At 46.9% G+C, this 14028-nt stretch carries 10 protein-coding genes; 5 read left to right on the plus strand and 5 right to left on the minus strand.

Annotated elements, in window-relative coordinates; all coding sequences use genetic code 11:
* The first annotated feature begins 457 nt into the window (after positions 1 to 457).
* The 3 genes from QUB70_RS25140 to QUB70_RS25150 all read left to right on the plus strand — a co-directional run bounded on the left by QUB70_RS25140 (position 458) and on the right by QUB70_RS25150 (position 1620).
* Positions 458 to 724, plus strand: a complete 267-nt coding sequence (locus QUB70_RS25140) for a hypothetical protein (RefSeq protein WP_332984149.1) — start codon at positions 458 to 460, stop codon at positions 722 to 724.
* A 210-nt stretch (positions 725 to 934) separates the two neighbouring features.
* Entirely contained in the window at positions 935 to 1159 is a 225-nt protein-coding gene (locus tag QUB70_RS25145; protein WP_332984150.1) for a hypothetical protein, read from the plus strand.
* Positions 1159 to 1620: a hypothetical protein gene (locus tag QUB70_RS25150; RefSeq protein WP_332984151.1), complete on the plus strand. Its 462-nt coding sequence runs from the start codon at positions 1159 to 1161 to the stop codon at positions 1618 to 1620. Before QUB70_RS25145 ends, QUB70_RS25150 begins: the two co-directional genes overlap by 1 nt.
* Before the next feature lie 234 nt (positions 1621 to 1854).
* Here the strand turns inward: QUB70_RS25150 and QUB70_RS25155 are convergent, their stop codons facing one another.
* The 3 genes from QUB70_RS25155 to QUB70_RS25165 form a co-directional block, all read right to left on the minus strand.
* Entirely contained in the window at positions 1855 to 2076 is a 222-nt protein-coding gene (locus tag QUB70_RS25155; protein WP_332984152.1) for a DUF5615 family PIN-like protein, read from the minus strand.
* Positions 2076 to 2306, minus strand: a complete 231-nt coding sequence (locus QUB70_RS25160) for a DUF433 domain-containing protein (protein WP_265239574.1) — start codon at positions 2304 to 2306, stop codon at positions 2076 to 2078. Before QUB70_RS25160 ends, QUB70_RS25155 begins: the two co-directional genes overlap by 1 nt.
* Before the next feature lie 329 nt (positions 2307 to 2635).
* Positions 2636 to 5572: a tetratricopeptide repeat protein gene (locus QUB70_RS25165; protein WP_332984153.1), complete on the minus strand. Its 2937-nt coding sequence runs from the start codon at positions 5570 to 5572 to the stop codon at positions 2636 to 2638.
* A 225-nt stretch (positions 5573 to 5797) separates the two neighbouring features.
* Between QUB70_RS25165 and QUB70_RS25170 the strand changes: the two genes are divergently transcribed.
* Positions 5798 to 8272, plus strand: coding sequence for a zinc metalloprotease HtpX (locus tag QUB70_RS25170; protein ID WP_332984154.1), 2475 nt, complete (start codon positions 5798 to 5800; stop codon positions 8270 to 8272).
* A 1233-nt stretch (positions 8273 to 9505) separates the two neighbouring features.
* Positions 9506 to 10069: an RNA-binding protein gene (locus QUB70_RS25175; protein WP_332984156.1), complete on the plus strand. Its 564-nt coding sequence runs from the start codon at positions 9506 to 9508 to the stop codon at positions 10067 to 10069.
* Positions 10070 to 10479: 410 nt separating this feature from the next.
* Here the strand turns inward: QUB70_RS25175 and QUB70_RS25180 are convergent, their stop codons facing one another.
* Complete coding sequence (locus QUB70_RS25180) at positions 10480 to 11487, minus strand: tellurite resistance TerB family protein (RefSeq protein ID WP_332984157.1); 1008 nt, start codon at positions 11485 to 11487, stop codon at positions 10480 to 10482.
* A 182-nt stretch (positions 11488 to 11669) separates the two neighbouring features.
* Positions 11670 to 14028, minus strand: a 2359-nt coding sequence (locus QUB70_RS25185; RefSeq protein WP_332984159.1) for a CHAT domain-containing protein, incomplete at its 5' end; no start/stop codon positions are given.

The raw sequence follows: 14028 nt of genomic DNA on the forward strand, positions 1-14028 counted from the left end.
TATTTATTTCAGGGTTTCATGCCTCCAAATTTAAAATTATTAAATTTGTCTGAATATCTGCGGAATGTGGGTTACATTATTTTCTTTAGTCCGCGGAGGCGGACATCGTTTGTGTAGACGCGGTTTCAACCGCCGTCTCATCTTTCCAGCCGCTAACGCTGGTAAGGAGTAAATCTAAAATATAAAATTGGTTGACGGCGGGCACCATCTGCGGCTACGCTTTTAAGTGAGAGGTTGCTTTGCTTGCACAGGAGGCAACCCACGTCCCCCAAAAATCTAGTTGCACTGCCCAAAGCTGCGCTAACAGCAATGGACAGCATAACCGCCAAACTGGGATCAGCAGTCTGGAGGCTCGGAGTATCTTAACATTCTCTGTAGCCGCCCTGCTATCTGTTGAAATGCGGGGCGGCTGGATTTTTGGGTTTCCTTAGAAAACCCAAAGTCAGGAGAACAGAATATGTCACAGGAATTCGTGTCCGACGAAAACTCATCCGTTCGCCCAAATTCGGATTCAGCGGCGGTATCGGAACAGGATGTGCTGCTGGTAACGCTTGTGGGTTCGCCCCAGGGTGTCCGGGAAACGATTCTTACTTTGTATCGGCTGGGATTTGCTGAGGTTGGTGATTGGAGTCCCGTACAGCGCGCGGCAAATGCTCAGCAGGTGATGAGCGTGCTGATTCGTCGGAAAGTGCGATCTGCTGACAGTACGCCACCGGGAAGGTAAGCTAGAAGGTTAAGTGCTTTGATGAAGGAGGCGATCGTCTCCTTCATTAACCAATAGTTTAAGCCTTGGAATAAACAGGGTGTTAAAGCATGATTTGGTATTATCATCAAATAAATTCACTCTAAAGATGCGCCTTGACGCAGTGCTGCAAACACTGCGTCAAGACGACTTCTCCAATGTTGTAGAGCCAACACAGGAGCTATATCAATCATGACAAATAACGATCCAAATAGGTGGCTGCGCTACGATTCAGAGCAGGATATCTCCCGACACAGCGCCACCAACCCGCAGAAATGCCGGGATATGCAAAAGAAGTATGGCTGGAAACTGATCGACATCGAAGAAATCGAAAATAAGTACATTTTTGAAGTTGATTGCGTGTTCAAAGGGAAAACAGAATTTCCCAACTATCTCGAAGAAAAGGAGGAAGAGTGATGCACAAGTACATTATTTTTCAGGCTGAGTCAGGTGAGGATGAAGGCTGGAGACAGAGAAAACTCCAACACAGCCAAGCTCTAACTTTTATCATTGCAGAACACTGGGATTCTTCTAACGAACCGATTCCTGAACCGGGATATCGCCCTGTAGAATTTGTGCGGGTGGACTCTGAACACGATCCAAAGGAACACGCACACAATACTCACTATCGCCTCAGTGATTGGGAAGTTGTGCGGGTGCAAACATACACGCCGGATATTCCCACTCCGATGAGCGAATATGACGTAATTGTGATGTGTTACTGTCGGTATAATGCGATCGATGCTCCTCTCAAATCGATGCCAAAACGACAGGTATCGATCGATTCTTTTGGCGGCGATGAAGTGGCTTACAAGCAATACCTAGAATCGGAAAATGGCAAGAAATATGCACCGTCAACTTCAGCGTCAAATTTTTGATAATAATTCTCGCTATTAGTTTAGGGCTTACGCGCGGGTGGCCAGAAACCGGGTTTTTTCGAGAATACTTGTTGTGATTCGCAGATGCGGCTAAAAACCCGGTTTCTTTAAACGTTTTTATTAAAACAAACTGATAATACCGCTATTAGGAGTGCCACTTAAAGCTGCGATCGCATCATAGTTCTCTCTTAGTAGCCGCTCGATATCCCGCGTCGAGCAATTTCCGCGCCGTATTCAAATTACCTTGGGAGGAAACCCCAACAATAGACTCAATTCGCTAAAATCCACATTCTTGGTAACGACAATATAGTTATGCTGACGAGCATAATCCCAAACTTCGCGATCGCGTGCAGTAGGTAATCCAATCCCATCAACATGAGCGGAAGCCGGATAAATTTCAGCCAGGAGATTGATGAGACGAGGAGAGAGATTTTGGTCAAACAACAGTAGTTTCATCACCCAACAACTAACATAAACTGCTCTCGTTTAGCTGCGAAACTCAAGCAAGCTAAAATATCCTGTTGCGTGAGATAGGGAAAATCATCTAGAATTTCTTGATAAGTCATGCCAGAAGCGAGATATTCCAACACGTCGTAAACCGTAATTCTCATACCTCGAATACAAGGTTTACCACCTCGCTTACCCGGTTCGATCGTAATGATCTTAGCGATGTCTTGTTCTGACATGGCATTTTTCCTTTAACTACTGTTCTCAATTTTAGCATCAAAAGATAGATAAGACCGGGCGGTTGAAACCGCGTCTACACAAATAAAACCCGCCTCCGCGGGTTGAAGAAAACACGATCGTTGAAATGCCGTTGAAATTACCTTATTTTCTTTAGTCCGCGGAGGCGGACATCGTTTGTGTAGACGCGGTTTCAACCGCCGTGTTTGTGTAGACTCAATAATATCCGGCGAATGGAATTCGCGGCTACACAAACAAAACCCGCCTCCGCGGGTTGAGGAGAATAATCAAACCCGGTGGTTGAAACCGCCGTTTACTCGTTCCCATCAAGCTAACTGCTGACAGTATCCTTACCCAAATTATCGAGAAATTCTTGCAGCGAATCGCGCCTATTGCGAATCCGATCGCGATTAGGAGCAATTGCTAAAGAGCGATCGAACATTTCCAGCGCCTCTTGCCAATTCTTGAGTGCTTCCTGTCTCTCAGATAATTGTTTTTGCAAATCACCCAGACATCGCAGCGCAATCCCTTTGTTGGTGAGAGCAGCGATATCATCCGGTGCAATAAGTAACACAGAATTATAGGCAGCCCTCGCCTCAAAGTAAGACTGTTTTGCAGCATCAAATTCACTTAGCTGTGCTTGCAATTCACCCAGACCTCGCAGCGCATTCCCTTTGTTGTTGAGAACGCCGATATCATCCGGTGCAATAAGAAAAACAGAATTCAAGGCAGCGACCGCCTCAAAGTAAGACTGTTTTGCAGCCTCAAATTCACTTAGCTGTGCTTGCAATTCACCGAGACTTAACAGCGCCTTCCCTTTGTTGTTAAGAGCACAGATATCATCCGGTGCAATAAGTAAAGAAGAATTACAGGCAGCGATCGCCTCAAAGTAAGACTGTTTTGCCGTCTCAAATTCACTTAGCTGTGCTTGCAATTCACCGAGACCTCGCAGCGCATTCGCTTTGTTGTTGAGAACACAGATAGCATCCGGTGCAATAAGTAAAGCAGAATTCAAGGCAGCGATCGCATCAAAGTAAGACTGTTTTGCCGCCTCAAATTCACTTAGCCGTGCTTGCAAATCACCCAGAGCTCGCAGCGCATTCCCTTTGTTGTTGAGAGCATTGATATAATCTGGTGCAATAAGTAAAGCAGAATTATAGGCTGCGATTGCCTCTGAGTAAGAAAGTTTTGCCGCCTCAAATTCACTTAGCTTTGCCTGTAAATTACCCAGACATTTCAGCGCAATCCCTTTGTTCTTGAAAACGTCGATATCATCTGGTACAATAATTAAAGCAGAATTCAAGGCTGCGATCGCCTCAAAGTAAGACTGTTTTGCCGCCTCAAATTCACTTAGCTTTGCTTGCAAATCACCCAGACTTTGCAGCGCATTCCCTTTGTTGTTGAGAGCATTGATATCATCCGGTGCAATAAGTAAAACAGAATTACAGGCTGCAACTGCCTCTAAATATTCCTGTCTTGCCTCTACATATCGAGCCAACCAAGCATAGTAATTTCCCTCCGATCGCGAAACTCTACCAAGACAATAATCACTTTTAATCCACAACTCATCTCTAATTTCCAGCAGCGCCTCGCATTCCTTATAGCGACTCTTTCTCAAAGCTTCATCAAACACCTCTTTCCATTCTTCTACACCCCGCTGCCAATCCAAGCGATTAGCATGAAAAATGGCATCCCCCGCATCCCCCACTTCCCGATAATGCCCCTCTAAAACCTCATGAGCCCGGCGAGTTTTCGGATTATCCCGATCGGCATCCAAACGCCGCAATAAATCGTGAATCCGATACCAGTTATCCCCCCGCTCCTGCGATTTCCACACAAAGGAAAAACCTGTCAACATCTCAAAATTTGCACTGCTTGCCTGGAAGTGGCAACCAGATCCCAATTTTACGTACAAATCCTCATCAAAAGCGCGGCAAGCACTCAGCGAATGCACCGCCGATCGCACTTCGCGATCGACATAACTCAGCAAGCGATCTGTTAATTCCGCAGTCTTGTTTTCCAACTTCGGAATCCGCGCAAAATCCGACGGCAGCAACTCAATTCCCCGCCTTCTTTCTGCCAGCACCGCATCCGCGCACAAACCCAAATAAAACGGATGTACCTGCAAATTCTCCCAATTATCTTCGGGATTGAGGCTGGCATATTTAATTACAGCATCTGCCAAATCAGCCTTGTTTATCTCCACTTTGTGCAAGTAATCCCTAGCATCGGCGGGAGACAAATGCCACACCAATTGTGCATCTATATAATCTGCGGGAATCGGAAACTTCGACGCATTCGGCCACCGCAATTGCGTCACCGGACACTCTCGCCCCGCCACAGCAACCACAATCCCCAATTTGTAATCCAATGCCCTCAACAACCGCCGAAACCACTCATCTTGATACCAAAAAGTTGCGCCTTGAGAATTGCGTTTTTCCTCCCACATTTTCTCGTGAGTATCGAACAGCATCACGAGGCGTTCTGGTTTATGTTTCCCAGCCATTGCCGCATTCAAATCCCCAGCAAACAATTTCGGCAAACAGTCGGTTAACTCAGTATCAATATCTTGACGGCGAATTTGCTCCGCATTTTCGTCGCTGACGCCCAAGCGATTTTGAATTAATTTCATCGCCCGCTTAATCCCGCCCAATTTATCTATCCCTTTCAGCACCGCTACCGCTTGCGCCACCACCGGAAAATCTGCAAAAGTTTCAATTATAGGTACCACCAATTCCGCCACATCATCGGGGAAAAGTTGGTTGAGAGTTGCCTGTGATTCGCCTTTGTTCAGCAAATACCAAAAACAAGCAAAGTCATAATTGGGAAATTTAAATTTATATTTCTTAGTTTCTGCTGCCAGATTGCGCCGCAGCATCAGCAAGCCGTAAAATCTATCTTGCGGTTTATCTTCTTTAATCGGTATCAAGCCGAAGTCGTGCCGCACTACGGGTATGGGAGTGTAGGTTTTGGCTTTTGCGTAGCGGACAAAATCGGCAACTTCGGCGGCTTTTGATTCTGGGATTTCGCGCAATTCTTGCCAAACTTCCGGCGTAAATCTTTTGCAGCAGTGAAACTGCAAGTGTTTTAGCAGCAAGGATTTGCCGTTTCCTCCATCTCCGTAAAAATACAAAATTTGTTCGCGCGGGGGGTCTTCGTTTAAATAAAAGGCAAATCGGCGGGTGAATTCGTGTCTGTCGGTGAAGAGTTGGAGTTTGCGATCGTCCGCGATAGATTGGCTTTCAAAGTCTTCGTCGTCTATTGGCATATTTGTTCGGGTGTGGTGGTGGTTTATGGATTAATATTGCAACCGCAGATTTAAGGCAGATAAACACTGATGAACGCAGATAATTTTAAGATAGCTTATGAATGAGTATAAAAGGTCTGTTGTTAGCTGAAGTTTATTGCAGTTAATTCAAGGGTATTGGGCTATAGTTGCCGAATTGCCTTCGGGTGAGGTTATCTTAGACTAGACGCGATCGCAAGCACAGTTATGGCATCTCCAAACAATCAAAATTCGGCGGATTCATCTGTGAAAGAGTCTCTGGAGGCTGGGCTAGCAGCTTTGAAACAAAAAGATTACAAAAGCGCGATCGCCCTTTTAGAATCAGTTACCCAAACCGCAGCTAATCAACCGTCGGGAATCCGCGCGCAAATGGGATTAGTGGCGGCGTACAAAGCAACCGGTAATGTCAAAGGTGCGATCGCCCTGTGCTCTTCCCTCGCCAAAAGTCCCAACCCTCAAGTCAAAACTTGGGCCTCGCAAACTTTAAAAGAATTAACCCCCCCTCCCCCCCCAAAACCACCGGCAAATAAACCAAAATCCGCAGAAACTCCCCCCGAAACAGGCTTTGTCGCCTTTGATGCAGCAACTAAATCGCCGAAAAAATCGCTTGGGGGCGATCGACCAACCGCAGATCAAAAAACAGGATTTTTACCTTTAGAGCCGACTGTAGAGCCTAGAAACGCCAAACCGCCCCATATTTCACCGCCACCTCCACCCCCCAAACCGGAAAACTCTACAGAAACAGCGCCCGATGCAGAAATTAGCGGCGAAAATAGTTCCGCTTCCCCAACAGATATCCCCGGAGTCGCCAGCCCAGATACTTACCAACTCACTTGGCGCGAAGCAGGGCGCACCGCGAAAAGCCCGCGCCCCCTCAAACCGCTGAAGTTGCTGGAGTTTCGCATACAAGCCGTTGCAAGTGCGATCGCCCTATTTTTCCTAGCCCGGTTTGTCCTGCAATTCCTGCTGACAAACACTAATTCTCTATTGGTTCAGCTTTACATATTCACTAGACTGCCTATTTTCGCGCCGATTCAGCTTTTTTACCGCGATCCAACTCCGTTTGTTCAGATGGTTTTTGGATTGCTTTTGGCCTCGTCTCCCTGGCTGATAGACGCGCTGCTGAAACTGTTTTGCGGCGTCGAAACCCTGCGCGGGTCAGTTTTATCCAAGCACAGCAAGGAAGCTAGCCGGGTACTGCGAAGTTTTTGTACCAAGCAAAATATGCCGGTGCCGGTGCTGAAACTCTTGCCGCTGAATGTTCCTGTAGCTTTCAGTTACGGCTGTTTGCCCCGTTTTGCTCGGATTGCGGTGAGTCGCGGGCTGTTGGAACAATTGACGGATGATGAAATTGCTACTATTTTCGCGCGGGAGTTGGGCCATATCTCTCACTGGGATTTTGCGCCGATGTCGCTGGCGCTGCTGGTGATTCAGATTCCTTACTTGATTTATTGGCAGGTGGCGCACTGGCAAGAGCGGTTGTGTGATTTAATGACGATCGAGTTTTTGCGTTCTGCTGTCAAATTTGTGGCGGCTGCAATTTCTGCTATTAGTTACGGGATTTATAAGTTGTTCAGGTGGCCGATGTTGTGGGTGTCGCGCCGCAGAGTGTATTTTAGCGATCGAACTGCTGCGGAAATTACGGGCAATCCTAACGGTTTGACGCGGGCACTGGCTAAAATGGCGATCGGCATTGCTGATAATATCGAACAGCAAAAACAAACTAGCTTTTTCCTGGAAAGTTTCGATCTATTGTTACCCGTAGGCGTTGGACAAGCTGTAACCCTTGGTTCGGCTGCATTACACGCGCCGCTGGAACAGATTTTGCTGTGGGATGTCAGCAATCAGGAGCGCAATTGGTTGACGGTTAACAGCGCGCATCCTTTGCTGGGAGAGCGTTTGAAGCTGTTGGCTCTTTATGCTCAATTTTGGAAACTGGAGACTGAGTTAGATTTGGCAAACGCGGGAGTGCAAGAGCAACCCAGGAAAGGAAAATTGTCTCTGTTTAAGTCAATACTGGAATTTAAAGACTCAAAATTATTTTTACAGGGTGCGCCGTTTTTTGGAATTCCGATGAGTTTGGCGATAGTCGGGGTGCTTTGGCTGATTGGCGGGATTTTTTCGAGGACGAGTTTTTGGCAGTTGGATTGGCTTTTGGGCGATCGATCGATTATTTGGGGCTGTTTGCCGATCGGATTTAGCATCGGTACTTTGATGCGGATCAATTATTTTTTCCCGGACATTACACCGCGAGAAACCGCTTCGCCGAGTTTGCCGGAAATTTTGTCAAATCCCGATAGTTTGCCCCTAGATGCTCAACCTGTGCGGCTTTCCGGGCAACTTTTGGGTAGGTCTGGTATGGATAATTGGCTGGGACAAGATTTGATTTTGCAGACGGCGACGGGTTTGGTGAGGTTGCACTATGTTTCGACGAGGTTTGGCTACATTGGCTCTTTGTGGCCATTTTTGTTCAAAGAGACTACTCGCCCCAGCGATTTGATCGGAACATCTGTTGTGGCGACTGGTTGGCTGCGCCGGGGTGCTACTGTGGCGATCGACCTTGAAAGTCTCCGCAGTCAAGCAGGGAGGGTGAGTGACAGCGGACATCCGATTTGGTCTGCGGTTTTGGCTTTTGCTGCTGCTATTTGGGGCGCATACATTATTATCCAGGGCCCAAGGTGAGGAATAGTTGTCCGATTGTGGGGTGAATCTCACATCTTGCACCTTTCTCGCTTAACAGGCAAGATGCCTGTTCCACAAGAAAATTCACTCTTTGTGGAACAGGCATCTTGCCTGTTCATAAAAAGCTTATTGAAAATGGTGCAACATCTTAGGTGAATCGGTCTTAACGCGCAGCCTCGATCGGTTGTGGGTTAAACAGCGGATGGGCGATCGGATTCTGGAGTTGCTCCCTACGCACCCTAGAGTAGACCTCTTGCAAAAGTCCTTTTAATCAAATTTTGGAACGGGCAAGATGCCCGTTCCACAAGGAAAAATGTTTTTTGTGGGATGGGCATCTTGCCCGTCCTAGTTATTTTTGCAAGAGGTCTAGTCTATCCGTTACATCCGTTACATCCGTTACAAAATCCGTTGCCGAACTTCTTTCGTAAAGAAAAGTTGCTTTTTTGCCCGCAGTCTGTTACATTAGTTTACAGGAATTGGATTGAACCAAATAGCGCGATAACTTCAGTTTGCTAAAATCCCTTAAGGCATTGCGTAAAAATTGTCAACCTCCCAACACAGCAAGTACAGTCAGCCGCTTGTCGGCTGTTTTTTTTCGATCGCTATTTTTGCTGTGCGGGATGAATTGTCAAAAGTGATTCAGATGTGGTTTGCGTTAAATTCAGCGTGAAATCTTCCTAAATAACTAGCTCTGTTACCAAGGCTGTGATACCTTTAAAGAATGCTCGGACTCTGCCGGGCCTGATTTAAGGGATACCGGGTAAGTCAGTAGTTCTCAGCATTAGGAGCGAGATTAGGAGCGAGGTAAGATTACTGCCTAAAAAAATGTTAGCGATTTTACCCATCACTGTATTAAACTGAATACTGGCATTCCGATCGCTTGCAATTGACATCCTTGGACATAAATTTCTAGACGGCGCTGGCTATAAACATTCTGAATCAAAACCGGAAGCAAGTAATACAGAATAGCCAATAGCCTAAACATTTGAGTGATGACTAAAAGTTTACACAACAACCTGAGATTTAAAAGCTCTCTGCATCGGCGGTTAAGTTCCGGCCTTATCAGAGTAAATCATCTTTTTGTTCTAAAAGGTGGGGGGAGCTGTCAAGGTTGGTGGAAGGAATGCGCCAATTATCGGGTTATGTGGTGTTTGCCTGAAGTCAATATTCAGTTGACTTCAGGTAATTCGGTTCGAGCAAATTAATTAAAACCCAAGTCGGGAGGAATTTTTCATGTCTATTCGTCTTTATGTTGGCAATCTACCGAAGGAACTCGATCGCCTAGAATTGCAAGAAGTTTTTGCGCCGGAGGGCGAATCTGTTACCACAAAGGTAATTACAGACCGCAAAACTGGTAAATGCAGAGGATTTGGTTTTGTGACGGTGCTAACCGACGAACAAGCCGATCAAGTTATTGAGAAATACAACGGCTTGATGTTCAAAGAAAACCCCCTGAAAATAGAAAAGGCCCTGCCCCGTTCTAAGGGTAAATCTGAGAAGGGCGAAGACGATCAGCAGCAGTCGCAGCAGTCACCGCAATTGGTGTCGGCATCGGCGTCAGTGCCTATGCCAGTGCCTGCGCCGCAGCAACAGCAGCGCTCGGCTCCCCCTACCCAAGGTGGAGGCGGTTCCAGCAAAAGCAATCGCCGTCGGGGTGACAACAACAAGTCTCGCCGCAATCAGTCAGCAGCAACGGTGTCGAACGCTGATTCCGGCTCAGTGCAGCCAGATCCGCGCTGGGCGAGTGCTCTGGAAGAACTCAAGCAAAGATTGGTGGAAGCTCAGACTACTAATTAGTCGCAAATGGCGGCTAATTGCTGCTGCCTCTCGACTGCGGTTGACTGAATGTATCTGGAAGTGCGATCGATCGCGGGTCAAAAAAGCCTGTTGTCGATCGCACTCTTTTATTAGACCTCTTGCAAAAGTCCTTTTAATCAAATTTGGGAACGGGCAAGATGCCCATTCCACAAGAAAAAAACTTTTTGTGGGATGGGCATCTTGCCCGTCCCAGCTATTTTCGCAAGAGGTCTATTGCAAAAAAACCTGTAATATCATGTCCGATCGATTACCATTAATATGGTAGGGGCGGGTTCACCAACAATACCCGCCAATAATTGACAATCTCAAAAACCCGCCCCGGCCGGGCTCTTACGGTCAATCGATCGAACCAGTCCCAATTCTTTAATCGAAAAAGGTATAAGTCCTCTTTATTCGATCGGCCCGAATTCGATTGTCTCAATAAACGCGAAAATATTGTTCATAATTCCCTCAACTTCAGACTCCAGGGAACCCAATTCGTCCCCCTCCTGATAAATGCGCTGACAGCTTACCGTGTAGCAAAAATCGTCAGCGATAAAAGCCATAAGTCCCCGGTAGGCATCCAGTCGAGTCAAAGGGCCCTCGTTTTCTTGCACGCTGATAGTTGCACCCGCAGGCAAATCCAAAACCGCGAAATAAGCTTCTTCATCTTCTAAATATTCCGCGTGGAGTAACTTAGAGTTGGCAACATTAGCAAGAATTGCCTGAGAAACAAAATTGTCGAGAAAAGACTTGAGATAAGCTTCCTCGCCAACCGACTCGATTGTTTTTTCCACTTCACCAGCAACAGGGAAATAATCAATTTTCAGCAAAACGCCAAAGTCGTCAGAAAATGCGACACAGCCTTCTTGCTCATCAATTTTACCGCCTCGTTGCTCGTCAACTGGAATGGGGACGCTAAAATTGCCTTCAGGAGATACGTACCATGCCGCATCGAAATCAGACTCTTCGCCCTCTACTTCCGAGTAAGCAGCAATTACATCCTCAATAATTTCTGCTGCTTCCTCGTCTTCCACACCCAATGCTTGCTGGAATTCCTGAAGAAAAGCCTCGTGCTTGTCAGATATTTCGCCATCTGCGACAAACATTGCTGCGGTTATTGCAAAAGTATCCAACACTAACTCATCTGGCATAGATTCCCAAGCAGTATTAAATAATGCTCCTAAACCGTCTTGGGCGACAATACCGGCGAGTTTTTGAAACATTGCTGACATATCATCTTCCGAGTATTCAGCAAATATTTCTGATTCCCAAAGTATGCTTTCTAAGATGTCAGCATTCGTGTCAGGGGAATTGGCGTCTGCTGCGACAAGTGCTACCGCCGCTACGGATTCTTCTAAAGTCAAGCTTGCTTCTGATTTGTCTTCGGAATTGAATATTTTATCAAACTTGTCCACAGGTTTTGCCCCGCTAGTGTTTAGTTTTGCTATTCATAGCAAATTTATGACATCAAAAGATAGTAGTCTGGGATACATTGATGCGACTGACGTTCTAAAACTCAGTTGTGGCGGGCGGGTTTATATATATTGTTTGCCGGAGTTAGATATTGTTTGTAAAACCCGCCCCTAAAGGTACTCGCTTACCAAGGACTGCCGATTATTGTAAATCCAGCCCAAAAATGTGGGTGAGATAAATCTGAGTTGGGTAAGTTTTTTAAATTCCCAGGAAGGTCGATCGCCCTTTCAGTTCCCTGCAATTGACCGTTTTTAACTACAATTTGTTTGTGCAGCATTGCCAGTTGCGCTTTTCTGAGCGCTTCAGCTTTAATGGGGGCCGATCGCAAATGGCGGTAAAATTCGGTCATCAGTCCCAACGTGCCGGTATCGTTAACTTTCCACAAACTCGCTAGCGCTGATTTTACACCGCTGCGCACGGCTAATCCAGCAAATCCCATTTCTGCTGTATTGTCGCCGATCGCAGTTTCGCAAGCACTCAGCACCAATAACTCTACTTCGGTGCGATCGTACCACTTCGCCAACCTAAATTCATCCAGAGACAAAGAGCGATTCCACAAATCAATTTCAGCTTCTTTTCTTCCATTTTCGCCTTGAGGGAAACTGGCGTGAGTGGCTAAGTGAACGATTCCAAATGCCTGTTGTTCTCGCTGTTTTCTGAGATTTTCTAGGGTGAATTCTGGATTGAGAAAAGAGCGGCCTTGCCACAAGGGAAATGCTGCTTGATTTTGCGTTTCTCTTCTCCTGCCGGCGATCGTAGATAATTCGATCGGAACCGCAGGCAATTTAAGTTTATCGGTGTCGGGAAACTCTGAAGCACCCATTGCTAAAACTTGGGCGTTCCGCAAACTTTGATAATTTGTGTTAGTCAAGCTGACGCTGGGAATTGAGCCGAGGCTGTACTTTTCTATTAAAAATTGGTTGCCGTCGTGCAAAGCAGATAGCGGCAATTGACGCAAACCTGCATCGAATGCAAAAATTAGTGTGTCGATATTTAACGGTTCTAAATCTCCATCTATCGGTGCGATCAACCATTGGTAAACTTGCTTCGCGCTTGGCAAATATCTTGTATCTTGCGAATCCTCTGGCTTCGCCAAATACTCCTGCAAAAGCTTGACATTTTTCTCCAATTCATTTCTGGCGACGGGGATGTTTCTGATAATAGGAGGGCCGTCTGGAACTACTAACACTAGGGATAATTCTTCGATACGGGCGATCGCGTAAACAATTACAGCTTGCTTCCCGGTTTCCTCCTTAATTGTTTTAAGAGTTTCCCTCAAATATTGAAAGTTAACTTTTTTATCAGTAAAATTTTCCCCATAATATTGTTCGTAATCTTGTTCAAACAGTTGGTCAATTAGAGCAACAGCATCATTAGCATTGCCTTGGTCTAAAGTTTGTTCTACGATCGACCTGCTAATTTCTAAAGGAATCACGTTCGGAATATCTGGAATATTAACACTTTCCGCTGTCGGAGGGGGAGTGGGAGTTGGTGCGGGAATTGGCGCTGGTGCGGGGGCTGGAGTTGGTGCTGGTACTGGCGCTGGAGTTGGTGCTGGAGTTGGTGCGGGTACTGGATTAACGGGGGGTGATTCTATTGGCGGCAGAGAGATTTGGGGAATATTTGCCAACCAATTAGTAGGGTTTTCAGGAGGTTGTTCTGGAGTAGCTGTCTCGGCGGGAGCGGGATTTAAGACTATGTATCCGTCGGGTTGTTCGGTGCCAGAAGCGCCAAGCTGCGGGGGGTTTTCTGGAGGGTTTTCTGAAGCTGGGATAAAGGTAAGATTCGGTGTTTCGACGGGCGGTATTTCGAGGGAAAAACTTCTATTCTTATCATTTATTTCCCAATCAACTATCGTATTTCCCGTTGCAGCATTTTGGCTAATAGAGGTTTTAGCTCCCAATAAATCGCCAATTAAAAAAGCTAACTCCTGTTGGGGATTTTGGCTTTGGCTGACAGCGGGCGCGGGTACGATCGCACTTGCAGGCGCGGGTACGATCGCACTTGCAGGTGCTGGCTGAATCTGAGTTACAGGCTGGGTTGCAGAGCCAAGAGGGGCTGCGGGGGCTGGAGTTGGTGCGATCGAAGGTTGAGTGGCGATCGCAGGTTGAGAGGCGAGGGAGGAGGTGATTTGGGAAACCGAGGGAAGGGTAGGTGTAGAAGCTATGCGGGCAGCAGCGTTTGGCGTTGTGGGTGTTGAGGGCTGTGTGGGGCGCGCGCGGAGTGGCAGTAGGAATAAATCGGGCAATTTAGGTAGTCGGAAGTCGATCGCAAAACCAGGTATCGGATCGGGTGTTGGCGTTGGTGCGATCGAGCTTTCGGGAGTTGCCGAAGGTGCGATAAATATTTGGGGAATTGGGGAAGGTGCGATCGAGCTTTCGGGTGTTGCCGAAGGTGCGACGGGTAAACGCAGTGGGAGTTGCGGTGAGGGCGTGCCTGCGGGCGCTGGAGTCGGTGTTGGGGAAGGCGCTGGAGTAGCTGCG

The sequence above is a fragment of the Microcoleus sp. A003_D6 genome (assembly GCF_036702825.1).
Classification (GTDB): Bacteria; Cyanobacteriota; Cyanobacteriia; order Cyanobacteriales; family Microcoleaceae; genus Microcoleus.

Excerpts from the sequence above, each read along its gene's own strand:
- QUB70_RS25140 (WP_332984149.1), top strand. The coding sequence starts at position 458 with ATGTCACAGGAATTCGTGTCCGACGAAAACTCATCCGTTCGCCCAAAT.
- QUB70_RS25145 (WP_332984150.1), top strand. The coding sequence starts at position 935 with ATGACAAATAACGATCCAAATAGGTGGCTGCGCTACGATTCAGAGCAG.
- QUB70_RS25150 (WP_332984151.1), top strand. The coding sequence starts at position 1,159 with ATGCACAAGTACATTATTTTTCAGGCTGAGTCAGGTGAGGATGAAGGC.
- QUB70_RS25155 (WP_332984152.1), bottom strand. The coding sequence starts at position 2,076 with ATGAAACTACTGTTGTTTGACCAAAATCTCTCTCCTCGTCTCATCAAT.
- QUB70_RS25160 (WP_265239574.1), bottom strand. The coding sequence starts at position 2,306 with ATGTCAGAACAAGACATCGCTAAGATCATTACGATCGAACCGGGTAAG.
- QUB70_RS25165 (WP_332984153.1), bottom strand. The coding sequence starts at position 5,572 with ATGCCAATAGACGACGAAGACTTTGAAAGCCAATCTATCGCGGACGAT.
- QUB70_RS25170 (WP_332984154.1), top strand. The coding sequence starts at position 5,798 with ATGGCATCTCCAAACAATCAAAATTCGGCGGATTCATCTGTGAAAGAG.
- QUB70_RS25175 (WP_332984156.1), top strand. The coding sequence starts at position 9,506 with ATGTCTATTCGTCTTTATGTTGGCAATCTACCGAAGGAACTCGATCGC.